A 25,160-nucleotide genomic window follows, 5' to 3' on the forward strand; every position below is an offset into this window, starting at 1 on the left:
CGTCAACCCCCGCAAAAACGCCGCCGACGTGTCGGCAGGTGATTTTCCGACGCCCGCGGGGTTTGCGGGCGGCGGCAAATCAACTACCGACACGTCGGCTCCAAAGGCGTTTTTGCCGCGGAGCGAAGCGGAGCCAGTTGGCACTGTGAGCTGGGCCGCGTTCACTCATCTGGGGTAGCCAAGGCCGGATAACGTCGCGCCATGACGATCACCGACGCGCCGGCCAAGACCAGGGCAAGCCGCCGCACCGGTGTCACGGTCTTCCTGTGGCTCACGGTGCTGCCGGGGCTCTGCTGGTCCGTGTTCCGGTTCAGTGGCTGGGAGCCCGGCCGGGTGATCCAGCTGCTGGCCTTCACCCCGTACGCCGCAGCGGCGGCCTGGATCCCCGCCCTCCTCGCGCTGATCCTGCGACGCTGGACCGTCGGCGCGACAGCGGCCCTGATCGCCGCCGCCCTCGCCGCGTGCGTCCTGCCTCGGGCCCTCCCGGACCTGGACCGCGGCGCCACCGAGGGCGTCAAGATCCAGATCATGACGGCGAACCTGTTGTTCGGCGGCGCCGACGCGAGCGAGATCGTCCGCCTGGTCCGGGAGAACGACGTGGCCGTGCTGGCCGTGCAGGAGTTCGCCCCGCGTGCGGAGAGTTCGCTGGCCGCGGCCGGTCTCGGTGACCTGCTCCCCTATCACCAGCTCGCACCGGAGGAGTGGGCCAGCGGCACCGGGCTCTACTCGCGGTATCCGCTGACCGAGCCGGGCACCAAGCGCAACGACGGCGGGTTCCAGCAGACCTACGGCACGGTCCAGCCGCCCGGCAGCGTCCCGGTCTTCATCGAGTCGGTCCACCCGCTCGCGCCGTCCGCGCCGGACACCTTCGACGGCTGGCGCACCGACCTGGCGAACGAGCCGAAGTCGGACGGCGACAATCCGCGCAGAATCCTGCTCGGCGACTTCAACTCCACGCTCGACCACGGTGCGCTGCGGAAACTCGTCTCGCACGGCTACCGGGACTCCGCCGACGCGGTCGGCAAGGGGCTGATCGGCACGTGGGGGCCGTACGACGGGGACCCGATCCCGCCGGTCACCATCGATCATGTACTGGTCGATGAAGAGATCGGAGTACGAGACGTGTCCGTGCACGACGTGACGAACTCGGATCACCGCGCGGTGATCGCCGAGCTGACCTTCCCGGCGGCCTCATGACCGCCACGATCCGCCCGCTGACCCTGAACGACGTCCCGGAGCTGACCGCCGTCCTGGCCGCCAGCCGGGCCCACCTCGCCCCGTGGGATCCGGTCCGCGAGGACAGCTTCTACACCGAGGCGGGGCAGCGGACCATGATCGCCGGCGCGCTGGCCTCGACCGGTTCGCTGCCGCACGTGATCCTCGACGACGGGGAGATTGCCGGCCGGGTCAACCTGAACAACATCGTCCGCGGCCCGTTCCAGTCCAGCAGCCTGGGCTACTGGGTGGCCGCCGACCGGGCCGGCCGGGGGCTGGCGACCGCCGCGGTCGCGCAGATCCTGCGGCTCGCGTTCACCGACTACGCCCTGCACCGGGTCGAGGCCGGCACCATCCTCAGCAACGTGCGCTCGCAGCGGGTGCTGGAGAAGAACGGTTTCCAGCGGTTCGGCCTGGCCCCGCGCTACCTGCAGATCGCCGGTGAGTGGCAGGACCACTACCTGTTCCAGATCACCGCGGAAAACTGGGTGGAGGACGTGCCGCCGCCGTCCTAACCTCAGTGGCATGCAGATCAGCGCGTACACGACCACGCCGGCAAGTCCCGGCGTCGTGTCGCACTGACCACCGACCCCCGGGCGATCTGCCCGGGGGTGTGGGGTGGACGTCCGGGCTCTTCAAGGAGACCCCGATGATCGACCACCGCAGGCTCGGCCGTGAGCTGGACCTCTTCGACTCCGACCCGCTGATCGGCGCGGGACTGCCGTTCTGGCTGCCGGCCGGCGCGGCCGCCCGCCACGAGGTCGAGTCGTACCTGTACGACCTCGAGCGCCGCAACGGCTACCAGCACGTCTACTCGCCCGCGCTGGGCAAACGGCAGATGTACGAGATCTCCGGCCATCTCGCGAACTTCGCCGACGACATGTTCCCGCCGATGGCCGTCGGCGAGGACGAGCTGATGCTGCGCCCCAGCATGTGCCCGCACCACGCACTGATCTTCAAGGCCCGGCAGCGGTCGTACCGGGACCTGCCGCTGCGGGTCGCCGAGCTGGGCCAGATGTACCGGCAGGAGCGCTCCGGCGTGCTCGGCGGGCTGTCCCGGGTGCGGTCCATCGCGCTCAACGACTCGCACATCTTCTGCCCGGTCGAGCAGGCCGCCGGCGAAGTGGCCGGGGTGCTGCGGCTGATGCGGGAGTCGCACGCGGCGCTCGGGTTGCGGCCGGCGTCGTACCAGCTGTCGCTGCGCGGGCCGGGCAAGAAGTACGGCGGCCGGGACGCCGACTGGCTGAGATCCGAGGCGTTGCTGCGCGGCGCGCTCGATTCCCAGGAGATTTTGTACGACGAGGTGGCCGGCGAGGCCGCGTTCTACGGCCCGAAGATCGACGTGCAGGTGGTGGACGCGGCCGGCCGGGAGTGGACCATCGCCACCGTCCAGATCGATCATCACCAGCCGGAGCGGTTCGACCTCTCCTACGTCGACGCGTCCGGCGCCAAGGCCCGGCCGGTGATGGTGCACCGCAGCCTGGCCGGGTCGATGGAGCGGCTGTTCGGGCTGCTGATCGAGGAGCACGGCGGGGCGTTCCCGGTCTGGTACGCGCCGGTCCAGGTGGCCGTGCTCCCGCTCGCCGGTGCGGAGTCCTCCTTCGCCGGGGAGGCGGTCGCCGCGGGGCTGCGCGCGTTGGAGAGCCGCGAGGGCTCGCTCGGTGCGCGGATCCGGGCGAACGCCAAGGTCCCGTACGTCGCGGTGATCGGCGAGCGGGAGGCGGCGGCCGGCCTGGTGTCACTGCGCCTGCGGGACGGCCGCCGGCTCGAACCGATGCCCGGGGCGGCGGCGATCGCGCTGATCAGCGAGGTCGCCGCCGCCCGCCGGCCCGGTCAGCTCTTGCCCAGCCCGTAGGTCAGCGCGTCCACGAGGGCGGTCCAGCTCGCCTCGACGACGTTCTCGTGGACGCCGACCGTGGTCCAGCGGCGGTTGTGGTCGCTCGTGCCGACGAGCACCCGGGTGACCGCGTTGGTGCCGTGGCTGCCCTCCAGGATGCGCACCTTGAAGTCGGCCAGCTCGAACGTCTTCAGCTGCGGGTAGTGGTTGGCGAGCGCGGTGCGCAGCGCCTCGTCGAGGGCGTTGACCGGGCCGTTGCCCTCGGCGGTGGCGATCACCCGCTCGCCGTGCACCCGTACCTTCACGGTCGCCTCGCACAGCACGGTGTCGTCCTCGCGGTGCTCGACCTGCACCCGGTAGGACTCCAGGGCGAACGGGCGGGCGTACTCGGCGCCCGGCAGCTCACCGCGCACCAGCAGCTCGAACGAGGCGTCGGCGGCCTCGAAGGACCAGCCGACCGCTTCCAGGTCCTTCACCCGCCGGGTGACCGTGGACAGCGTGTCCGGATGGCCGGCCAGGTCGATCCCGAGCTCGCGGCTCTTGAGCTCGATACTGGCCCGGCCGGCCATCTCGGTCACCAGGATCCGCATGTCGTTGCCGACAACCGCCGGGTCGACGTGGTTGTACAGCAGCGGATCCACCTTGATCGCGCTCGCGTGCAGCCCGGCCTTGTGGGCGAAGGCGGCGGCCCCGACGTAGGCCTGGTGGGTGTCGGGGGCGATGTTCGCGATCTCGGCGAGCGCGGTGGAGACCCGCGTCGCCTTCTCCAGGCATCCGTCCGGTAGGACCTTCCGCCCGAGCTTGAGTTGCAGGTTGCTGACCACGGCGAACAGGTCGGCGTTGCCGGGGCGCTCGCCGTACCCGTTCGCGGTGCACTGGAAGTGCTGGACACCGGCCTCGACCGCGGCGACCGTGTTGGCAACCGCGCAGGCGGTGTCGTTCTGGCAGTGGATGCCGAGCAGCTCCGGGCTCACCCCGGTGCGCTCGACGACCTCGGTGATCGCCTTGGTGATCATCGAGGGGAGCATGCCGCCGTTGGTGTCGCACATGACCACGCGTTCGGCGCCGGCGTCGATCGCGGTCTTGACCACACTCGCCGTGTAGGCCGGGTCGTGCCGGAACCCGTCGAAGAAGTGCTCGCAGTCGACGAACGCGCGGCGGCCGTTGGCGACCAGGTGCCGCACGGTGTCCCGGACCATCGCCAGGTTCTCGTCGCCGGTGGTGCGCAGCGCTCGTTCCACGTGCCGGATGTCCGACTTGGCCACCACGCAGACCACCGGGGTGCCGGCGTCCAGCAGTGCCTGCACCTGCGGATCCGTCGCGACGTCCACACCGGCCTTGCGGGTCGCGCCGAACGCGACGAGGACCGCGTGCTTGAGGTCCAGCTCGGTCTTCGCGCGCTCGAAGAACTCGGTGTCCTTCGGCATCGCGCCCGGCCAGCCGCCCTCGATGAACCCCACGCCGAACTCGTCGAGCAGCCGCGCGACGGCGAGCTTGTCGGCGACCGTGTAGCTGATTCCCTCGCGCTGCCCACCGTCGCGCAGCGTCGTGTCGAACACCTGGTAGTCCATCGGGGAGGTCCTTTCAGTCGTTCACCCACACAACAAAAAGACCCCCCGCGGTTGCGGGAGGTCTGCGCGTCGGCGGAAGTCAGCCGGCGCGCTAGGTGCGAATAATCAGCACAAGGTGGGTCACGAGATGAAGCATGCCACTATCCGGGTTCGCGGGAGGCGGTGTTCCACCTATCGAGACTAGGTTCTACCTCGTGGTTGCCGAATCGTACTCACGAAACCTGGGCTTCTCCGCGACCTACAACTTCCGCGACGTCGGGGGTTATCTCGGGTCCGACGGGCGGACGGTGCGCTGGCGCCGGCTGTTCCGCGCCGACTCACTGCACCGGATCGGCGAGGCCGACACCGCCGCGTTCACCGCGCTGGGCATCCGCACCGTGATCGACCTGCGCCGCCCGTTCGAGGTGGAGAAGTTCGGCCGGGTGCACGAACGCTACGGCCTCGACTACCGCAACCTGGTGATCAACCATGTGGACTGGGAGCAGATCGCGTACCCGGAGGGCACGGTGCACGAGCGCTGGCTCGCCGACCGCTACCTGAACTTCGCCGAGGACGGCCGCGAGGGCATCCTCGACTCGCTGCGCCTGATCGCCGACCCGGCCGCCGGACCGGTCGTCGTGCACTGCATGGCCGGAAAGGATCGCACCGGCACGATCTGCGCGCTGACCCTGTCCCTGCTCGGTGTCTCCGACGAGGACATCGCCACCGACTACGCGCTGACCACCGCGGCGATGGCGCCGCTGACCGCGTCCCTGCTCGCGTCGAACCCGGAGACGATCCGCGGCAACGAGCACATGTTCGACTCGCCGCCGGCCGCGATGCTGCTGTTCCTCGACGACCTGCGCGCGCTGCACGGCTCGGTCGAGGGCTATGTCCGCGAGCTCGGCCTGACCGAAACCGAACTCGCCAGTCTGCGCCGCCACCTGCTCGCCTGACCGCGCGAAGATCACATTCAAGGTCTTTTTGTCGTGCGTCCGCCGGGGTACAGACCGCCGCTCCCGCCGGGACCCCTGCGGGCTTCGCTGGCCGCTACGCGTCCAGACCGCGAAGCCCTCCGGGGCGACGTCCGCGGGTGGTCACGGTCACCCCTCGCTCCCCACGCTCGGGGTGGTGAGCCGCTGCGTGGGGACTTTCGGCGCGCTCCGCACCCAAACTCCCCACGCACGGGGTGGTGAGGGAGCGGTCAGAGGACCTTGTGGACCCAGTGGAACGGGTCGGCGGCGCGGCCGCGCTGGATGTCGACGAGCTCCTTGCGGAGGCCCATGGTGACCTCGCCCGGGCCGCCGTCGGCGATGGTGAAGTCGCCGTCCAGGCTGCGGATCACGCCGATCGGGGTGATCACCGCGGCGGTACCGCAGGCGAACGCCTCGCGGACCCGGCCGGAGGCCGCGCCCTCGCGCCACTCCTCCAGGCTGATCGCTCGCTCCTCGACCCGGCGGCCGGCCCGCTCGGCCAGCTTGATCACCGAGTCGCGGGTGATACCGGGCAGGATCGTGCCGGTCAGCGGCGGCGTCACCAGGGTGCCGTCGTCGAGGACCAGGAAAACGTTCATCCCGCCGAGCTCGTCGACGTACTTGCGCTCCACCGCGTCGAGGTAGACGACCTGGTCGCAGCCGTGCTCGATCGCCTCGGCCTGCGCGGAGAGGCCGGCCGCGTAGTTGCCGCCGCACTTGGCCGCGCCGGTGCCGCCGGGAGCCGCGCGGGTGTAATCCGGGGTGACCCAGACCGACACCGGCTTGACCCCGCCGGAGAAGTACGGGCCCACCGGGGACGCGATGACCAGGTACAGATATTCCATCGCGGGGCGCACACCGAGGAAGACCTCGCTGGCGTAGGCGAAGGGCCGCAGGTACAGGCTGCCGTCCTCACCCTCCGGGATCCACTTCCGGTCGATCGCGATGATCTCGTGCAGCGACTTGAGGAAGATCTCCTCGGGCAGCGGCGGCATCGCCATCCGCTGCGCGGACAGGCCGAACCGCTTGGCGTTCGCGTCCGGGCGGAACATCGCCACGCCACCGTCCGGCGTCGTGTACGCCTTCAGACCCTCGAAGATCTCCTGCGCGTAGTGCAGGACGGCACTTGCCGGATCCATCGGGATCGGCGCGCGGGCCTCGACCCGTGGCTCGTACCAGCCCTTACCGTCGGCGTAACGCACGGTGACCATGTGGTCCGTGAAGATCCGGCCGAATCCGGGATTGGCCAGCATCGCAGCACGGTCGGCGTCGGACACCGGAGCCGGGTTCGGGCGGATCTCGAAGTCGAGGTTGTCACCACCGCTCATGACGAGGGGACCTGCTTTCTGCGGAGAAGATAAGCATGCGTGGGGGCACCGTGGTGCGCCCACGAATCTACCCCGAACGGTCGTTTAAACAACCGACCGCTCGGGGCTTCGGTGAAGAGTGTGCGGCCGCTCAGACGGCGGCGGCGACCCGGTCGCCGACCTCGGCGGTACGCAGCGGCGCGCCCGGCGTGCGGGACGCGACCTCGGCCGCGACCGCCTCGGTTACTCGCGCGGCCTCGTCGTGCTTGCCGAGGTGCTCCAGCAGCAGGGCGGCGGAGAGGATCGCGGCGGCCGGGTCGGCGATGCCCTGGCCGGCGATGTCCGGCGCGGAGCCGTGCACCGGCTCGAAGGTCGACGGGTACGTGCGCTCCGGGTTGACCGAGCCGCTGGCCGCCATGCCGATGCCACCGGTGACGGCGGCGGCGATGTCGGTGAGGATGTCGCCGAACAGGTTGTCGGTGACCACCACGTCGAACCGCTGCGGGTTGCTGACCATGAACATGCTGGCCGCGTCGATGTGCTGGTATTCCGTCGTCACGTCGGGGAACTCCGCGGCGACCGCGGCGAACGTGCGCGACCACAGGTTGCCGGCGTGGGTCAGCACGTTGGTCTTGTGCACCAGGGTGAGGTGGCGGCGGTCGCGGCGCTGCGCGCGGTCGAACGCGTCCCGGACGACCCGCTCCACGCCGTACCGCGTGTTCAGGCTCTCCTCGGTGGCGATCTCGGCGGGGGTGCCCTTGTGCAGGACGCCACCGGCGCCGACGTAGAGACCCTCGGTGCCCTCGCGGACCACCACCATGTCGATCTCGCCGGGCTTCACGCCGGCCAGCGGGCTGGTGGTGCCGGGCCAGAGCTTCGAGGGGCGGAGGTTCACATACTGGTCGAACTCGAAGCGGAGCTTGAGCAGCAGACCGCGCTCCAGCACGCCCGGCGGCACGCTCGGGTCACCGATCGCGCCCAGCAGGATCGCGTCGTGCCCGGCCAGCTCGTCCTGGACCGCCTGCGGGAGGACCTCGCCGGTGCGATGGTAGAGGCGGGCGCCCAGGTCGTACTCGTTGTACTCCACACCGGGCAGCACAGCGTCGATGACCTTGCGGGCCTGCGCGGTCACCTCGGTGCCGATGCCGTCGCCGGCCACTACCGCGATCCGCGCCACGCTCACGTCGACTCCCCTTGCACCCGTCCCGACAATCACCACACACGGTAACCCTTGATCCCGAAGCACGGAACGCGAGTCCCAAGGATTGAACTCCCGGCCGCCGGGCGACCGGCCCCGGACGCAACACAGCCCCCGAACCGCGGCAAACGGTCACGGGGGCTGTGGCGACGAGTACGCGTGGCTCGGTCCCGCCAGAAATCCCACCGCCCGGCCCGCGAACAGACAGCATCACCCGAAGACGCGCCTGCCGAGGGACGTGCGGCGGGAACAACGCTAGCGATGCGGACGGAAGGCGCGCAAGACGCGTCCCCGCGTGTCGGCCCACGGGTTCTCAACCTCAGGCCTTCGTGATGGCACCATGCGCCGGTGAGTTTCGACCTAGTGGTGTGGGCGATGGACCCCGCGGCGGCGCCGGACCAGGTGCGCGCCGCCAACGAGCAGTGCGCCGCGGGCGTGCATCCGCTGCGCCCGGCCGACCCGCGTGTCGTGGCCTTCTACGACGCGCTGACCAGCAGCTATCCGGATCGGGGCCCGCGCGCGGCAGCGCCCGGCTCACCGTGGGCGACCGCACCGCTGCACGCGGCCGCGGACCACATCCAGATGCGGCTGGACGAGAACTGCCCGGACGTGGTGCTGGAGACGATCGAGCGGCTGGCCGGCGAGCTGAACCTGGACCTGCTGGACCTCCAGGACGGCACGGTCTACCCACCCCCGGTCCGCTCCGCCCGCTAGTCACCGGATCGGCTGGTCCTCAGGGGTGTCTCCGCGATGCGGAGACACCCCTGAGGACCAGCCAACACCGAGAGTCGCGCTGCGGCCGGGAGTGGCGGCGGCCTCGCGTGGTGAGCGACGCGGACCGGAAGGCGCGCCGCGGTCCGGTGCGGGCGCGATGCCGCGGCGGCCTCACGGGCGGGACTCGGCTCGTAGCCTACGGACGAGCGCTGGCACATTCGTACCAAAAATGGGTTGGCCGTCAGCCTTCAGTCGGCCCGGAGGTCGACAGCCGCCGTGCGGGAGGAGCCGATCTCGGTGGCGACCGCGGCCAGCAGGTCCGGGTCGACGCCGGAGTCGACGGTGAGGGTCATCAGCGCCTCGCCGCCGGCTGCGCGCCGGGCCACCTGCATCGCGGCGATGTTGACGCCGGCCCGGCCCAGCGTGGTGCCGATCCGGCCGACCACGCCGGGACGGTCCCGGTAGCGGAAGAACACCAGTACGCCGTCGGCCGGCAGGTCCAGCTCGAAGCCGTCCACCTCGACCAGCTTGGTGCCGGCGCCGGCCACCGCGATCGTGGTGCCGTCCGCGAGCGCGCCGCGCACCACGATCAGGCTCGCGTGCTCGCCGGCCTCCTCCGACGTGGCCAGCTCCACCTCGACCCCGCGGTCCGCGGCCAGCTGCGGCGCGTTGACGTAGGTGACCCGTTCCTCGACCACCGGGGCGAACAGCCCTTTCGTGGCGGCCAGCCGGAGCACCGTGACGTCGTGCACGGCCACCTCGCCGCGCACCTCCACGGTGACCCGGGCGGCCACCCCGCCGGCCACCGCGGTGAACACCCGGCCGAGCTTCTCGGCGAGCGGCAGCAGCGGCGTCACGTCCTCGTCCACCGCACCGCCGGCCCGGATGTTGACCGCCTCCGGCACGAACTCCCCGCGCAGCGCCAGCCGGACGCTGTGTGCCACCGCGAGCCCCGCCTTGTCCTGTGCCTCGACGGTGGACGCGCCCAGGTGCGGGGTGACCGTCACCGAGTCGAAGGCGAACAGCGGTGACGAGGTCAGCGGCTCGGTCTCGAAGACGTCGAGCCCGGCGCCGGCCACCCGGCCGTCAGCGATCGCGTCGGCCAGCGCCCGCTCGTCGAGCAGGCCGCCGCGGGCCGCGTTCACGATCCGTACGCCGGGTTTGACCGTGGCCAGCTCCTTCTCCCCGATCAGGCCGACCGTCTCCGGGGTACGTGGCAGGTGCACCGAGATGAAGTCGCTCTCCCGCAGCAGCTCGTCCAGGGACACCAGCCGCACCCCGAGCTGGGCGGCGCGGGCCGGCTGCACGTACGGGTCGTACGCGATCAGGTTCGTCCCGAAGGCGGCCATCCGCTGCGCGACGAGCACGCCGATCCGGCCCAGCCCGACCACGCCGACGGTCTTGCCGTAGACCTCGACCCCGGCGGTGCGTTTCCACCGTCCGGCCTTGAGGGCCGCGCAGGCGCTGGCGGTGTTGCGCGCCGTGGTCAGCAGCAGCGCCACCGCCTGCTCGGCGGCCGAGATGATGTTGCTGGTGGGCGCGTTCACCACCAGCACACCCCGCGCCGTGGCGGCCGGGATGTCGACGTTGTCCAGCCCCACTCCGGCCCGCGCGACGACGCGCAGGTGGGGTGCGGCGTTCAGGGCCTCGGCGTCGATCCGGGTGGCGCTCCGGACGATCACCGCCTCGGCCTCGTGCAGTGCGCTCAGCAGCGCCGGCCGGTCCGTGCCGTCCACCGTTTGCACATCGAATTCGGTGGTCAGCACATCGAGAGCGGCGGGCGCCAATTCCTCGGTTACCAGGACGACGGAAGTCATGGCCCTCCATCCAGGTTCGTCGGCATTGACGGACCTGGATGATACGGATTTTCGGCGCACCCGGTTCAGCCACGAAAAACGCCCGGCCGTCGGCCGGGCGTCTCTCAGCGCTGGATCAGGCGGTTTCGGTGATCGGGCGGTCCACCCAGCTCATCATCCCGCGCAGCTTCGCACCGGTGATCTCGATGGGGTGCTTGGCGGCCTCCTCGCGGAACTTCTTGAGCTCCGGCGCGCCGGCGTCGTCGTCCGCGATCAGGCGACGGGTGAACTCGCCGGACTGGATGTCGGCGAGGATGTTCTTCATCTCCGCCTTGACCGACGCGTTGATCACGCGCGGGCCGGAGACGTAGTCACCGAACTCGGCGGTGTCCGAGACGCTGTACCGCTGGCGCGCGATACCGCCCTCGTACATGAGGTCGACGATCAGCTTGAGCTCGTGCAGGCACTCGAAGTAGGCGATCTCGGGGGCGTAGCCCGCCTCGGTCAGCACCTCGAAGCCGGTCTGCACGAGCGCGGACGCGCCACCGCAGAGGACGGCCTGCTCGCCGAAGAGGTCGGTCTCGGTCTCTTCCTTGAAGGTGGTCTTGATGACGCCGGCCCGGGTGCCGCCGATCGCCTTCGCGTAGGAGAGCGCGAGCGCCTGGCCTTCGCCGGTCGGGTCCTGCTCGACCGCGATCAGGGCCGGGACGCCCTTGCCGTCCACGTACTGGCGGCGGACCAGGTGGCCCGGGCCCTTCGGGGCGACCATGGCGATGGTGACGTCGGCCGGGGGCTTGATCAGCTCGAAGCGGATGTTCAGGCCGTGGCCGAAGAAGAGCGCCTTGCCGGCGGTCAGGTTCGGCTCGATCGACTCGGCGTAGATCTTGCGCTGCGCGGTGTCCGGCGCCAGCACCATGATCACGTCGGCCCACGCGGACGCCTCGGCCGGAGTCTTCACGGTGAGGCCCTGCTCCTCGGCCTTCGGGCGGCTCTTGGAGCCCTCCTGCAGGCCGACCACGACCTCGACACCCGAGTCACGCAGCGACAGCGAGTGCGCGTGGCCCTGGCTGCCGTAGCCGATGACGGCGACCTTCTTGCCCTGAATGATCGACAGGTCGGCGTCGTCGTCGTAGAACACTTCGGCGGTCATGAAATCCTTCTTCTCTGTGTTCGGTGGTGTAGAGCTAGGCGGCACGGAGCGCGGGGCCCGTGGTGATCGAGCGGGAACCGCGGCCGATGGCCACGAGGCCCGACTGGACCATCTCCTTGATGCCGTACGGCTCGAGGTCGCGCAGCAGCGCATCCAGTTTGTCGGGATTACCGGTGGCCTCGATCGTCAGGGTGTCCGGAGCGACGTCGATCACCCGCGCCCGGAACAGCTCGACGGTCTCCAGTACCTGGCTGCGCTGCGCCCGATCGGCACGCACCTTGACCAGCAGGAGCTCGCGCTGGACCGACTGGGACGGGTCCAGCTCCACGATCTTCAGGACGTTCACCAGCTTGTTGAGCTGCTTGGTGACCTGCTCCAGCGGAGAGGAATCCGCGTTGACCACGATCGTGATGCGGCTGACGTCCGGGTTCTCCGTCTCGCCGACCGCCAGGGAGTCGATGTTGAAGCTGCGCCGGGAGAACAGGCCGCTGACCCGGGCGAGGACACCCGGCTTGTTCTCGACCAGCACGGACAGCGTGTGTTTGTTTGTCACAGGTCGTCCTCTTCGAAGGTCGGGCGCACGTCCCGGGCGAACATGATCTCGTCGTTGCTCGTGCCGGCCGCGACCATCGGCCACACCATGGCGTCCTTGCCGACCGTGAAGTCGATGACCACCGGGGCGTCGTTGATCTCCATGGCCTGCTTGATGATCTTGTCGACGTCGTCCTTCGACTCACACCGCAGGCCGATGCAGCCGAGCGCCTCGGCCAGCTTCACGAAGTCCGGGATCCGGTGCTTGTGGGTGCCCAGCTCGGTGTTGGAGTAGCGGCCCTCGTAGAACAGGGTCTGCCACTGCCGGACCATGCCCAGGTTGCCGTTGTTGATCACGGCGATCTTGACCGGGATGCCCTCCAGCGCGCAGGTGGCCAGCTCCTGGTTGGTCATCTGGAAGCAGCCGTCACCGTCGATCGCCCAGACCTCGGTCTCCGGCCGGCCCACCTTGGCGCCCATCGCGGCCGGCACCGCGTACCCCATGGTCCCGGCGCCGCCCGAGTTCAGCCAGCTGCCCGGCTTCTCGAACTGGATGAACTGGGACGCCCACATCTGGTGCTGACCGACACCGGCGCAGTAGATCGCGTCCGGGCCGACCAGGGCGCTGATCCGCTCGATCACGTACTGCGGTGCGAGGGTGCCGTCGGTCGGCTCGTCGTAGCCCAGCGGGTACCGCTCCCGCAGGTCGTTGAGCGCGGCCCACCAGGACGGGTACTGCTCGACGCCGCCGGACGTGTGCGACACCGCCGCGATCAGCTCGTCGATCACGTGCCGGGCGTCGCCGACGATCGGGACGTCGGCGTGCCGGTTCTTGCCGATCTCGGCCGGGTCGATGTCGGCGTGCACCACCTTGGCGTCCGGCGCGAACGAGTCGAGCTTGCCGGTGACCCGGTCGTCGAAGCGGGCGCCCAGGGTGACCAGCAGGTCGGCCTTCTGCAGGGCGTAGACCGCCGGGACCGTGCCGTGCATGCCGGGCATGCCCAGGTGCTGCGGGTGCGAGTCGGGGAACGAGCCGAGCGCCATCAGCGTGGTGACCACCGGCATGCCGGTCAGCTCGGCCAGCTTGCGCAGCCCGTCGGTGGCGCCGGCCTTGAGCACGCCGCCGCCGACGTACAGCACCGGGCGGCGGGCCTGCGCGATCAGCCGGGCCGCCTCGCGGATCTGCTTGCCGTGCGGGTGCAGGGTCGGGCGGTAGCCGGGCAGGTCCAGGGTCGGCGGCCAGGAGAAGATGGTCTGCTGCTGCTGGACGTCCTTCGGGATGTCCACCAGGACCGGGCCGGGCCGGCCGGTGAGCGCCAGGTGGAACGCCTCGGCCATGATCCGAGGCAGCTCCTCGGGCGTCTGCACGAGGAAGTTGTGCTTGGTGATCGGCAGGGTGATGCCCTGGATGTCCGCCTCCTGGAAGGCGTCCGTGCCGATCGACGGGCGGGACACCTGCCCGGTGATCGCCACGATCGGCACCGAGTCCATGTACGCGTCGGCGATCGCGGTCACCAGGTTCGTCGCGCCCGGGCCGCTGGTCGCCATGCAGACGCCGACCTTGCCGGTGGCCTGCGCGTACCCGGTGGCGGCGTGCCCGGCGCCCTGCTCGTGGCGCACCAGGATGTGCCGGACGCTGGAGTCGAACAGCGGATCGTACGCCGGGAGGATCGTGCCGCCCGGGATCCCGAACACGACTTCCACGCCCAGAGCCTCGAGCGAGCGGACAAGTGCGCCGGCACCCGTCGTGGCTACCGGAGCGGTAGCGACCTGACCGGCCGCGGCCGCGGCGACGGTGGCCGGAGTGGCTCGATGGGCGAGGGATTCTGGCGTGGGTCTCGTCATGGCAATGTCAGCCTTTTCAAGTCGGCGTCCGGTACTTGAGCAACAAAAAAGGCCCACGTGCAGTTGCACGGGACCTAGCGCACCCTCTGTCGCTGTGTGGCGACTGAGTGGTGCGCTCAGATAAGTACTCGGGACGCGAAGCACATGCGGCTAACCTTGCCCCATCTCACGGCCTGAGTCAACTGATCCCACATTTTGATCACCGGCCGACGACGCGAACTCCGGATCGGTCGGCAGCAACGCTCTGAGCTGCCGCATCCCCGGTCCGAGCCGTACCACTTGACTTCGGGCCGTCGCGTCCTTCGGCGGTCCGGAACGCGGCGCCGGGAGCGGCCGCGGACCCGTCGGGCGCAGCGACTGCAGGCGTGACTCGAAGTGTTCGGCCGGCACTCCCCAGCCGAACAGCGAGCCCTGACCGAGCCGGCACCCCGCCTCCTCGACCACCTCCCGCTGCGCGGGCGTGCCGATCCCCTCGGCCAGCACCTCGAGCCCGAGCCGGTGACCCAGCCGGACCACCACGTCGACGAGCGGCGCCGCGGTGCCGGTCCGGGACTCCGGCTCGGCCACCAGCGCGTGATCGATCTTCAGGATGTCCACCGGGAGGGTGCGCAGCTGGGTGAGCGACGAATACCCGGCGCCGAAGTCGTCGAGCGCGATCCGCACCCCGGTCTCGCGCAGCTGGGCGAGCCGGCCGACCAGCTCCTCCATGTCGGTGGCGACCGCGTGCTCGGTCACCTCCAGCACCAGCCGCTGCGGCGGGACGCCCAGCTCGGCCAGGATGTCGGCGACCTGGGCGGCGTAGTCGGCGTTGTGCAGCTCCTTCGGCGACAGGTTCACCGACATCCAGATGTCGTGGCCGGCCGCCAGCCAGTCGGCTAGCTGCCGGCAGGCCTGCTCCAGCACCCAGGCGCCGATCCGGTTGATCAGGCCGGACTCCTCGGCGACCGGGATGAACTCGTCCGGGCGGACCGGGCCCAGCTCCGGATGGGTCCAACGGAGCAGCGCCTCGGCGCCCACCGGCCGCATCGACGGCAGCGCGACCACCGGCTGGAACACCAGGCGCAGCTGGTCGCGGTCGATCGCGTGGCGCAGCTCCCCGGTCAGCGTGCCGCGGCGGCGCAGCAGCTCGTCGTAGCCGGCCTGGTACTGCTCGACGCGGTTCTTGCCGCGCTGCTTCGCGTACCGCAGGGCCAGGTCGGCGTCGTGCAGCAGCTCACCGGTGCTGGCGACACCGACGCTGGCGGAGAGGAAGATCTGGCCGCCGTCCACCTCGTACGGCTCGCCCAGCACCGCGAGCAGCCGGTGCGCGGCAAGCACCGCCTCGTCCGGGTCGCCGTGCATCAGCACCGCGAACTCGTCGCCGCCCAGCCGGGCCGCCACGTCACCGGCGAGCAGATTGCGCTTGAGCCGGTCGCCCACCTCGGTCAGCACCGCGTCGCCGACGTCGTGCCCGCGCAGGTCGTTGACCGTCTTGAAGCCGTCCATGTCGATGCCGAGCAGCGCCTTGCGGCCCTCACCCGCCACGCGCAGGGCGAGCTGCAGGCCACGGCGGTTGGCCAGGCCGGTCAGCGGGTCGGTGTGCGCCAGGTCGCGGAAGTGCTTCTCCCGCTGGCGCAGCTGCACGGTGTAGCGCCGGACGTCGTCCAGCGCCAGGAACTGCCGGGCGACCAGGGCCAGGCCCTCGACGCTGATGCCGAAATACCCGTACGCGTCGAGCGAGCCGCCCCGGGCCAGGTGATAGCCGAGCGCCGTGATCACGCCGAGCATCGGGACCACCGCGTACGCCCCGCCGCGCTCCAGCACGTCACCGGTCACCTGAACCGGCCGGTCGGCGGCACGGACCGCCCAGGCCACCGTGATCAGCCCGGCGCTGAGCAGCAGCACCGAGGCCAGCACCAGCCCGTCGCGCTCCCGGCAGATGCCGCCGGACAGCCCGGCCGAGGCGATCGCGGTGAGGCTCACGCCCGCGCCGACCCACACGGTGTAGCGCCGCGGCCGGTGCGCGTGCAGCGCCAGCACCCCGGTCAGGCCGAGCCCGAGCACGGCCAGCACGGCCGGGAGGATCACCGCGACGCACGGGTACGGCGTGGAGTCGCCGAGGATCCGGGTCGGCTGGGCCACCAGCACCCAGCCGACGAACCAGATCGCCGCCGCGATCACCAGGCCGTCCAGCACGTGCCGGAGAGCGGCGGCCGGTCCGCGGGCCGCGCCGGGCAACGCCACCGTGCCGGCCAGCAGGGTGAGCGTGCCGATCGCCATGCCGCCCGCCATCGCGGTGGCCAGGGTGCGGCTCCCGGACGTCACGTCGTGCCGGTGCTCGATGAGCAGCGCGGTGGCCAGGCCGGCCAGCGCGGCCGCCGTGATCAACGCCCCACCCGCGGCCAGCAGCAGGTGCGCCCGGCGGGCCGCACCGGTGTGCCGGCGACCGGACTGTCCCAGCAAGGCGACCGCCGGGACCGCGGCGAGCAGGCCGGCGAGGCCCGCCAGCTCCATACCGGACGGTGAGTTCACGGACACACTCTGCCGGATCTCCATCGATAACAACACCCCCGCCGTCCCGAGCTGTGGACGTACGTGGCAGTCCCGCCCCAGGCCGGTGGCACTATGGGGGAATGCCTGAGCTGCGCTCCCGGACTTCGACCCACGGTCGCACCATGGCCGGCGCGCGCGCCCTGTGGCGCGCCACCGGCATGACCGACGACGACTTCGGCAAGCCGATCGTCGCCATCGCCAACAGCTTCACCCAGTTCGTACCGGGGCATGTGCACCTCAAGAACATGGGCAGCCTGGTCGCCGAGTCGATCTTCGAGGCCGGCGGCATCGGCCGTGAGTTCAACACGATCGCCGTCGACGACGGCATCGCGATGGGCCACGGCGGCATGCTCTACTCGCTGCCCAGCCGCGAGCTGATCGCCGACGCGGTGGAGTACATGGTCAACGCGCACTGCGCGGACGCCCTGGTCTGCATCTCGAACTGCGACAAGATCACCCCGGGCATGCTGATCGCCGCGCTGCGGCTGAACATCCCGACGGTCTTCGTCTCCGGCGGCCCGATGGAGGCCGGCAAGACGGTGGCCATCGAGGGCATCGTGCACGAGAAGCTCGACCTGGTCGACGCGATGAGCGCCGCGGCCAACGACAACGTCACCGACGAGCAGCTCGACACAATCGAGCGCTCGGCGTGCCCGACCTGCGGCTCGTGCTCCGGCATGTTCACCGCCAACTCGATGAACTGCCTGACCGAGGCGATCGGCCTGGCCCTGCCCGGCAACGGCTCGACGCTCGCCACGCACGCGTCCCGCAAGGCCCTCTTCCAGGAGGCCGGCCGGCTGATCGTCCAGATCGCCAAGGAGTATTACCAGAACGACGACGAGTCGGTGCTGCCGCGCTCGATCGCCAGCCGGGACGCGTTCGAGAACGCGGTCGCCCTCGACGTGGCGATGGGCGGCTCCACCAACACCGTGCTGCACCTGCTGGCCGCGGCCCGCGAGGCCGAGCTGGACTTCAGCGTGGCGGACATCGACGCCGTCTCGCGCCGGGTGCCCTGCCTGGCCAAGGTCGCGCCGAACAGCCCGAAGTACCACATGGAGGACGTGCACCGGGCCGGTGGCATCCCGGCCCTGATGGGTGAGCTGCACCGGGGCGGGTCGCTCAAGACCGACGTCCGCTCGGTGCACTCGCCGTCGCTCTCCACCTGGCTGGACAAGTGGGACATCCGCGGCGGCTCGCCGTCCGAGGAGGCGCTCGAGCTGTTCCACGCCGCGCCCGGCGGGGTGCGCACCGTCGAGCCGTTCTCCACCCAGAACCGCTGGGCCACGCTCGACACCGACGGTGAGGGCGGCTGCATCCGGTCGGTCGAGCACGCGTACACCGTCGACGGTGGCCTGGCCATCCTCTTCGGCAACCTCGCCCCGGACGGCTGCGTGGTCAAGACCGCCGGCGTCGACGAGTCGATCTGGAAGTTCACCGGCCCGGCCCGGGTCTACGAGTCCCAGGACGACGCGGTCACCGGCATCCTCGGCAAGCAGGTCGTCGAGGGCGACATCGTGGTGATCCGCTACGAGGGCCCGCGCGGCGGCCCCGGCATGCAGGAGATGCTCTACCCCACGTCGTTCCTGAAAGGCCGCGGCCTCGGCAAGGCCTGCGCGCTGATCACCGACGGCCGCTTCTCCGGCGGCACCAGCGGCCTCTCCATCGGCCACGTCTCCCCCGAGGCGGCGTCCGGCGGCCTGATCGCCCTGGTCGAAACCGGCGACGAGATCGTCATCGACATCCCGGGCCGCAGCATCACCCTCAACGTCCACGACGACGTCCTCGCCCAGCGCCGCCACGAGCAGGAACGCCGCACCAAGCCGTATTCCCCGGTCAGCCGCGAGCGCACGGTCTCCGCGGCCCTGCGCGCCTACGCCTCGATGGCCACCAGCGCCAGCGACGGCGCCTACCGCCGCGTCCCGGAGTAACCAGCCTTTCCCCAGAAACGCCCGGCAGCGGATGTCCCGCTGCCGGGCGTTCGCTTTCCCCCAAGACCGCCATTTTCCGGTACGTATACGGAGCGACCGCCCGCAGGCTACAAGCCGAGTCCCGCCCGTGAGGCCACGCGACCTCCGCGCACCACCGAGCCGCAGCGCGGCTCCGCTCCCGGCGGGGTCCGACGCTGCGTGGGGAATTTGGGCGCGGAGCGAACCGCAACTCCCCACACAACGGGTGCCCCACCGCTGCGTGGGGAGATTTGGTGCGGAGCGAACCGCAACTCCCCACGCAACGGGGGGCTTTGGGGCTGGGTCAGCGGGCTGGGGTGGTGGTGGTTCGGGCGGGGCTGGGGCCGGACTTGTTGAGGGCCTGGAGGGTGAAGCGGTAGCGGGTTCCGGGGCGGGTGCCGGGTGGGGTTACGAACGTGGTGGAACGGGTCGAGCTGGACAGGATGAGGGTGAACGGGGCTCCGGTGGGGGCGCCCCGGGTGGTCAGGCGCTGGGTGGTCAGGCGGTAGCCGGTGATCGGGGTGCCGCCGGTGGCGGGTGGGGCGGTCCAGCGGAGGGTGGTGGTCACGGTGCCACCGGGCGCGCCGGGGGTTGCCGTGAACGAGCGCGGGGCCGGCGGCGCGGTGTGCGGGATGACGGCGGCGCTGATCGGGGACCAGGGGCCGGCGCCGAGCTCGTTCACGGCGCGGACCTGGAAGCGGTACGTGGTGCCGTTCGTCAGGTGGGCCACGGTCTGGGCGGACGAGGAGGCCGGGGCGGTGCGGAGGGTGCCTGCCTGGTGGTTTCCGGTGGTCAGGACGCGGATCTCGTAGCGGAGCAGCGGGGAGCCGCCGTTGCTGGTGGGTGCGGTCCAGCGGACCACGGCCAGGGCGTTGCCGGGTGCCGGGGTGCCGATGCGTGCGGCGCCGGGGACGGTCCGGGTGGTGGGCGGTGACGTGGACGGCGGGGTGGTCGGGGTCGAGGTCGGCGACGGCGACGGGTGCGACGGCGTCGGGGTGGGTGAGGTACTGGGGCCGCCGGAGGGTGACGGGGACCCGGTGGGCTTCGGCGTCGCGGTCGGGGTGGAGGTCCCGGAGCCGCCGGGGGTGCCGGTCCCGGAACCCGAGCCTGCGCCGGACCCTGCCCCGGTGCCGGAGCCCGCGCCCGATCCAGAGCCCGAGCCGGTGGGCGGGGTGGGGGTTACCCGGTTGGAGGGGGTGGAGAAGTCGCTGGGGCCGGCGGCGTTCACGGCGCGGACCCAGAACGAGTAGGGCAGGCCGTTGGTGAGGCCGGTCATGGTGAGTTCGGTGGCTTCCGGGCCGGTGGCGTCGACGTTCACCACGATGCCGGTCTCGTCGTCGAGGGCCTGCACCTCATAGCCGTAGATCGGGCTGCCGCCGTTGTGGAGAGGAGCCGTCCAGCGGATCACGGCGCTCTCGTCGCCGGCGGTGGCCAGGCCGATCCGCGGAGCGTCCGGTGCCACCGGCACCGCCGGGCGGGTCGGGACCGCGGTCGGCCCGGAGGTCACCGGAGTCGTGGTCGTGGGGGCCGCGGTCGTCGGAGCCGCGGTCGGGACAGTCGTGGGAGCGGTTGTCGGAGCGGGAACCGTCGGAGCCGCAGTCGTGGGAGCGGTCGTCGGCGCGGTCACGGTCGGGCTGGTAACGGGAACGTTGTCGTCATCGCCGCCGGAGGAGCCGTCGCCGGAGGAGCCGCCACCGGAAGAACCGCCGCCGGAGTCATCGTCGGAGCCGTCGTCGGAGGTCGGCGGGTGGTCGGCGGAGGAGGTTGCGGTCGGGGTGATCGGGGTTGACGGTGCGCTGAACGTGCCCGCGCCCGCCGCGCTCTCCGCGCGGACCCGGAACGTGTAGGACACCCCGTTCGTCAGGCCCGGCACCACCACGGTCCGGGTCGTGGCCGGCAGGGTGGTCAGGACCGTGCCCTCCGCGCTGGTGCGGGACAGGGTCAGACCGGTCAGCCCCGCGCCGTCCGGGACGGTGAGCAGGACAGTCGCCGAGGACGGGCCGGCGAACGCGGACACGCCCAGGAACGCCTGCAGCCCGGACACGTCGACCAGCTGGTCGTCGAAGCGCAGCAGCTCGACGTTGCGGACCGTGTCGGTGCCGTCCGGGCCCGCCACCTGCAGGCCACCGGTGACCGGGGTGATCGCGTAGAGCGACCGGTTCCCCGTGAACACCGCGGTGTCGACGTCCGGGGACGACGACGCGGCTGTCTCGCGTACGGTGAAAATGTCCTTGGGGTTGATCTTGCCGGTGAAGACGTCGGCCTGGAGCTCACGCATGGTCGTGGCCGAGCGCAGCTCGTGGCCGGCCGCGTCCCGGACGCTGAGCCGGACGGTCAGATAGCGGTCGCCGTCCAGGATGTCGTCGCCGCCGCGGCCCTGCAGGGTGTCGTCGCCGGGCCCGCCGAGCAGGATGTTGCCGCCGCCCCAGACATTGCCGTGCAGGTCACAGGGCCGACCGGTCTGGTTGCCGACCGCCGAGGCCGGGGTGGGCAGCGACGTGACCACCTGGTCGAGGCCGCGGATCCGGGCGACGCCGGCCGTGTCCAGGGCGTCGCAGCCGAGGAACCCACCGCCGCCCAGGTCGGACGGGATGAGACTGTCGCCGCGCAGCACGTCGTCGTGGACACCGCCGGAGAGCGCCTCGACCTCGTTGTAGCGGTCCCGGACCCCGATGGTCAGGTTGTCCAGCGGCGCGAGCGGGAGCGCGAGGTCCGAGTCGACCTTCTCCTCACCGGAAGCACCGGCGATGGACCAGTCGTAACCCGAGCCACCGGCGTTCTTCTCGATGCCGGGGCCCTGGACGCCGATGTCGTCGCCGCCCTCCATGTCGTAGTCGTCGTCGCCGCCCTGGCCGATCAGCACGTCGTTGCCGGGCCGGTTCGCGTCGTCGAGGAAGAACAGGTTGCCGCTGTCGCCCTGGAGCAGGTCGGGTGAGTCGCCGCCCTCCTCCCAGTCGTCGCCGGCGTCGCCCCAGACGGAGTCCTCGCCGTCGCCGGCGATCACGAAGTCGTCGCCCTCGCCGGCGAACGTGGCGTTGGCGTTGGCGCCGCCGTCGGTGACGTCCTTGCCGTCGCCGGCCAGCACGACGTCGAGGCCGGGGCCGGCGTTGATCGCGTCGTTGCCGGGGCCGCCGCGGGGCATGTCGTCACCGCCGGAATCGGTCAGGACGTCGTCGCCCTCACCGCCGATCACCGCGTCGTTGCCGGGGCCGCCCTCGAGGACGTCGTCGCCCTCGCCGCCCCAGACCGTGTCGTCGTCGTTGCCGGCGCTGACCCGGTCGCGGTCGTCGGTGCCACGCCAGACCGACTGCGGGTTGGCGACGGACCGGTTCCGCTGCTTGTAGGTCCCGTCCGGCAGGTGCAGCAGCAGCGCCGACTCGTCACAGTCGGACCCCGGGTCGTCGAGCACCCGGTTGCCGGAGTAGGTCAGGCGGGACAGGTCGTAGGAGCAGTCCGCGGTGGCGAAGACGTCGGCGCGCAGCCCCTCGACCCCGGTGTTCCGCATGATCAACTCGGCGAAGCTGTTGCCCTCGAGCTGGCTGCGCAGGTTCATCCCGGGCGTCCGGGCCAGGTAGTAGAGCCGGTCGCCGTTCTGCAGCGCGGTCAGCTGGGTCTCGAAGACGTAGTCGAAGGTGCTGCCGAGCAGCCCGCCGAACGGGTCGGTGGTCTCGGCGAGCCCGCCGATCCACAGGTCGATGTCGTCGACCCCGGACTCGCTCGCCGGGGCGTTCACGAAGTCGGCGCCGGACGGGGAGTCGAGCAACGCCTGGGCCGCCGCGCGCTTCGCCGCAACACCGGACGCGGCAACGATCGAGGAATGCGTCCCGTACGCCGCGATGAAGTTGACCAGCGACGCCGGGTGCTTGAGGTTCTCGCCGAAGTCGATCCAGCTGACGTACGGCGTGAGCCGCCCGTCCCCGCTCCGGTCGTGCAGCGCCCGCCGGAACACGTTCAGCGGCGGCACCCCCTCGGACCGGCCCCGGGCGATGTTGATCGCGGCCAGGTCGGTGGGCAGGCCGAGCAGCTTGTTGCGCAGGGTGTCCGTGACGAACTCGTCGATGTCGTTGCCGACCTGCTTCGACATGCCGTCCACGATCGAACCGGCGGCCTGCTCGGGGCTGAGCGTACCGCCCTCGGTGAACGCGTCCGGGTTGAGGAAGCCGTCCAGCAGCGGGACGGACCCGTCGGTACGCGCGATCGTCTCGGTCAGCATCGAGTGCCCGAACCGGTAGACGGCGTGCGCGAACTCCGCGTAGATCGCCGGGTTGATCTCGCTCTGGGTGAACGCGAACGGCTGGAACGGGTTGATCGCCGGCTGGATCTTGCGGGCGAACTCCTCGAAGACCAGGTGCTGGTACTCCATCTCGTTGATGAACCTGGCGGCCTGGAAGAGCCGGTCCCCGGTCCACTCAGCCGCGACGCCTGACGAAAGAGCGACCCGCTGGATGTCGCCGATCAGGCGGTTGTGCTCGGAGTGGAAGATCTGGTGCACCGCGGTCAGGCCGATGTTCTCGTTGACCCGGCCGTCACCGGCGATGTAGTGCCGGCCGAGCAGCGCGGCGTCGTACCCGGGCTTCGACGGGTCGGCGGCATGGGCGATGTCGGACAGGAACGGCGTGTCGAAGTGCAGCACGGTGGCCGGCGTCGCGACCGGGTTCGCGGTGTCGCCCTCGACCAGGCCGCTGCTGGTCACGAACTGCGGCAGGCCACGGGCCGGGCCGGGGACGAATGTCCCGTACGCGTCGGCCAGCACGGCCGGCACGTTCAGCGCGTCGGCGTCGCTGAGCCGCAGCCCGAGCACCTCGGCGGCCTGGCGCTTCACGTCGTCCCAGGTGGGCAGCCCGCCCGCGACGCCGCTGAGCAGGCGACCGGTGTCCGTGGCGGTCGCGTCGTACTCGCGCAGGAAGACCTGGTGCGCGGCGTGCGAGGTGTAGGTCTGCGAGTTGTCGACGTACGGCGTGTCGGTGTTCGTGGCGGTCGTGCCGCCCGCGGCCCGGCTGAGGACCATGAACCGCAGCTGCGGCGGCAGGTTCTCGCTGATCACCAGCGGGTCGTCGGCCGGCAGCGGGATGATCACCGCGGTCGAGCCCTTGACCGTCTGGTCCACGCCGTGGTCGAAGAACTGCCCGAAGAGCGTGAACCACGAGTTGTACGGCGCGGACAGCCCGGCGTCGGTGGTGACGTTCGGTATCCCGGTGGCCGGGTCGGCGCCGTGTGCCGCCGCGACCGCGGCCGGGTTGCCCGCGCTCTGGTCGGCGATCAGGTTGCTGATCAGGCGGGGCTGGGCGTCGGACGCGTTCGCGCCGGTGTACCCGGCCCGGTACTGCGCCGGCACCAGCCGCGGGAAGCCCTGGTCGGCCGCGCCGTACTTCTCCTGACCGGCGGTCAGGTGGTTGCAGGTCCCGTCGACGGTCCGCAGCCCCATCGCGAGCAGCGGGCTGGCCAGCCGGTCCGGTCCGGTCCCGAGCAGCGCGCCGCACGGGCCGGTCGCGCTCGTGGTGTTCCGGACGTGCGCCTCAGCGATCGTGATCTGCTTCAGGATGTAGGCCAGGTCGGCCGCGGTCACGGTGAACCCCTGACCGATCGGGGCGGCGGACGCGGGGGCGGGCGCCATCAGGATCGTGGCGACCAGCACGGCAGCCAGGGCGGCGACGGAACGGAGCTTCGGCAACGGGAGGCCCTCCCAGGACGATGCGAGATGCCCGTTTGGCACGGGAATTTCGTACATGCTGGGATGCGGGGCTGAGGTCCGGCTTTAGCCGAACTGAAGAAGGGCCACCCCGCGCTGCGGGATGGCCCTTCCGATGTCTTTCCGGTCAATGTCCGTGGTGCTCGGCGTTCTCATCAAGATGGGGTACGCCCTGAGAGAGGTCGACGCCCGCCCCCGGCTGCGTGGCCGAGACGGTCACCCGGCCGGCCTCGGTCCCGGCCGCCCGGGCCATCGCCGCCCGTACCGTCTCGATCTGCCCGTCGCTGAGCAGCGCCCCGAAGTACCGGACGGTCAGCCCGGCCGGCTGCACGGTGGTCGCGTAGCGGTTCAGCGAGTCGCTCAGGATCCCCTCGGTGTCCATCCGCTGCCGCGCCTCCGCCGGGTCCACCCCGTCGGTGACCACCGCGAACGTGACGTCGTGCACCAGCACCTGCTGCACCACGTAGAACGCCACGTCACCGGGCTGGTGATCGCGCATCAGGGCCTCGGCCCGCTGCGTGGTCACCCCCTCCGGCAGCACCACGGTCAGCTCCGGGACCAGGTAGTTCAGCAGGTCCGCGCTGAACACCGCGAACGTCGCGTCGGCCGGCTCGCCCAGCCCGGCCGCCTTCGCCGCGGCGTACAGCTCGCCCGCCACGTGCGCGCGGTCGGCGCCCCGGCCCGGGTGCACCGCGATCGCCGCCCGCTTGCGCACCATCGGCCCGTCGTACGTGGTGGTGGCCCACTCGTCGCCGGCGTCCCCGGTGATCACCGCGGCCGCGGCCGGCGTCGGTGCCGGGGCGAACCACCCGCCCGACCAGGCCGCGCCCGCGAGCACGGTCAGCACCAGGGCGACGCCCGCAGCGCGGGGCAAGC

The 25,160-nt window shown here is 71.2% G+C and carries 16 protein-coding genes; 6 read left to right on the forward strand and 10 right to left on the reverse strand.

Annotated features, from left to right (window positions below; translation table 11 throughout):
* The first annotated feature begins 201 nt into the window (after positions 1-201).
* The 3 genes from ADL15_RS06345 (at position 202) to thrS (ending at position 3,070) form a co-directional block, all read left to right on the forward strand.
* Positions 202-1,197 carry an endonuclease/exonuclease/phosphatase family protein gene (locus ADL15_RS06345; protein WP_067685665.1) on the forward strand — a complete coding sequence of 332 codons (996 nt, stop codon included), beginning with the start codon at positions 202-204 and terminating at the stop codon, positions 1,195-1,197.
* Positions 1,194-1,730, forward strand: a complete 537-nt coding sequence (locus ADL15_RS06350; protein ID WP_067685666.1) for a GNAT family N-acetyltransferase — start codon at positions 1,194-1,196, stop codon at positions 1,728-1,730. The genes ADL15_RS06345 and ADL15_RS06350 overlap by 4 nt, the downstream gene beginning before the upstream one ends.
* Before the next feature lie 134 nt (positions 1,731-1,864).
* Positions 1,865-3,070 carry a threonine--tRNA ligase gene (gene thrS, locus ADL15_RS06355; protein WP_067685924.1) on the forward strand — a complete coding sequence of 402 codons (1,206 nt, stop codon included), beginning with the start codon at positions 1,865-1,867 and terminating at the stop codon, positions 3,068-3,070.
* Here thrS and cimA read toward each other — a convergent pair.
* Entirely contained in the window at positions 3,049-4,623 is a 1,575-nt protein-coding gene (gene cimA / locus ADL15_RS06360; protein WP_067685667.1) for a citramalate synthase, read from the reverse strand. The two genes, thrS and cimA, sit on opposite strands and share 22 nt — an antisense overlap.
* A gap of 194 nt (positions 4,624-4,817) precedes the next feature.
* On the opposite strand from cimA, the gene ADL15_RS06365 reads away from it, so the two are divergent.
* Positions 4,818-5,558, forward strand: coding sequence for a tyrosine-protein phosphatase (locus tag ADL15_RS06365; RefSeq protein WP_067685668.1), 741 nt, complete (start codon positions 4,818-4,820; stop codon positions 5,556-5,558).
* A gap of 248 nt (positions 5,559-5,806) precedes the next feature.
* On the opposite strand, the gene ADL15_RS06370 is transcribed toward ADL15_RS06365, so the two are convergent.
* Positions 5,807-6,904 (reverse strand): branched-chain amino acid aminotransferase, encoded by a 1,098-nt coding sequence (locus tag ADL15_RS06370; RefSeq protein ID WP_067685669.1) that lies wholly within the window; start codon positions 6,902-6,904, stop codon positions 5,807-5,809.
* Between the two features lie 130 nt (positions 6,905-7,034).
* Entirely contained in the window at positions 7,035-8,060 is a 1,026-nt protein-coding gene (locus ADL15_RS06375; protein ID WP_198170600.1) for a 3-isopropylmalate dehydrogenase, read from the reverse strand.
* A 396-nt stretch (positions 8,061-8,456) separates the two neighbouring features.
* Here ADL15_RS06375 and ADL15_RS06380 point away from each other — a divergent pair, with 396 nt between their 5' ends.
* On the forward strand, positions 8,457-8,795 hold the full coding sequence (locus ADL15_RS06380) for a hypothetical protein (protein ID WP_083970974.1): 339 nt from the start codon (positions 8,457-8,459) through the stop codon (positions 8,793-8,795).
* 248 nt (positions 8,796-9,043) lie between these two features.
* Here the strand turns inward: ADL15_RS06380 and serA are convergent, their stop codons facing one another.
* The 5 genes from serA to ADL15_RS06405 form a co-directional block, all read right to left on the reverse strand.
* On the reverse strand, positions 9,044-10,612 hold the full coding sequence (gene serA, locus ADL15_RS06385) for a phosphoglycerate dehydrogenase (protein WP_067685672.1): 1,569 nt from the start codon (positions 10,610-10,612) through the stop codon (positions 9,044-9,046).
* A 115-nt stretch (positions 10,613-10,727) separates the two neighbouring features.
* On the reverse strand, positions 10,728-11,741 hold the full coding sequence (gene ilvC / locus ADL15_RS06390; RefSeq protein ID WP_067685674.1) for a ketol-acid reductoisomerase: 1,014 nt from the start codon (positions 11,739-11,741) through the stop codon (positions 10,728-10,730).
* Between the two features lie 34 nt (positions 11,742-11,775).
* Positions 11,776-12,294 carry an acetolactate synthase small subunit gene (gene ilvN, locus ADL15_RS06395; protein ID WP_014447226.1) on the reverse strand — a complete coding sequence of 173 codons (519 nt, stop codon included), beginning with the start codon at positions 12,292-12,294 and terminating at the stop codon, positions 11,776-11,778.
* Positions 12,291-14,117, reverse strand: a complete 1,827-nt coding sequence (locus ADL15_RS06400) for an acetolactate synthase large subunit (protein ID WP_067685676.1) — start codon at positions 14,115-14,117, stop codon at positions 12,291-12,293. Before ADL15_RS06400 ends, ilvN begins: the two co-directional genes overlap by 4 nt.
* Before the next feature lie 150 nt (positions 14,118-14,267).
* Positions 14,268-16,628 carry a putative bifunctional diguanylate cyclase/phosphodiesterase gene (locus ADL15_RS06405; protein WP_394326916.1) on the reverse strand — a complete coding sequence of 787 codons (2,361 nt, stop codon included), beginning with the start codon at positions 16,626-16,628 and terminating at the stop codon, positions 14,268-14,270.
* 101 nt (positions 16,629-16,729) lie between these two features.
* Between ADL15_RS06405 and ilvD the strand changes: the two genes are divergently transcribed.
* Positions 16,730-18,577, forward strand: a complete 1,848-nt coding sequence (gene ilvD / locus ADL15_RS06410) for a dihydroxy-acid dehydratase (protein ID WP_083970959.1) — start codon at positions 16,730-16,732, stop codon at positions 18,575-18,577.
* A 322-nt stretch (positions 18,578-18,899) separates the two neighbouring features.
* Here ilvD and ADL15_RS56355 read toward each other — a convergent pair whose 3' ends face one another.
* Positions 18,900-24,266, reverse strand: a complete 5,367-nt coding sequence (locus tag ADL15_RS56355; protein WP_067685681.1) for a peroxidase family protein — start codon at positions 24,264-24,266, stop codon at positions 18,900-18,902.
* A 145-nt stretch (positions 24,267-24,411) separates the two neighbouring features.
* Positions 24,412-25,158 carry a hypothetical protein gene (locus ADL15_RS06420; RefSeq protein WP_157441198.1) on the reverse strand — a complete coding sequence of 249 codons (747 nt, stop codon included), beginning with the start codon at positions 25,156-25,158 and terminating at the stop codon, positions 24,412-24,414.
* Between the last annotated feature and the right edge of the window lie 2 nt (positions 25,159-25,160).

This window comes from Actinoplanes awajinensis subsp. mycoplanecinus (genome assembly GCF_001509495.1).
In the GTDB taxonomy this organism is placed as follows: Bacteria; Actinomycetota; Actinomycetes; order Mycobacteriales; family Micromonosporaceae; genus Actinoplanes; species Actinoplanes palleronii.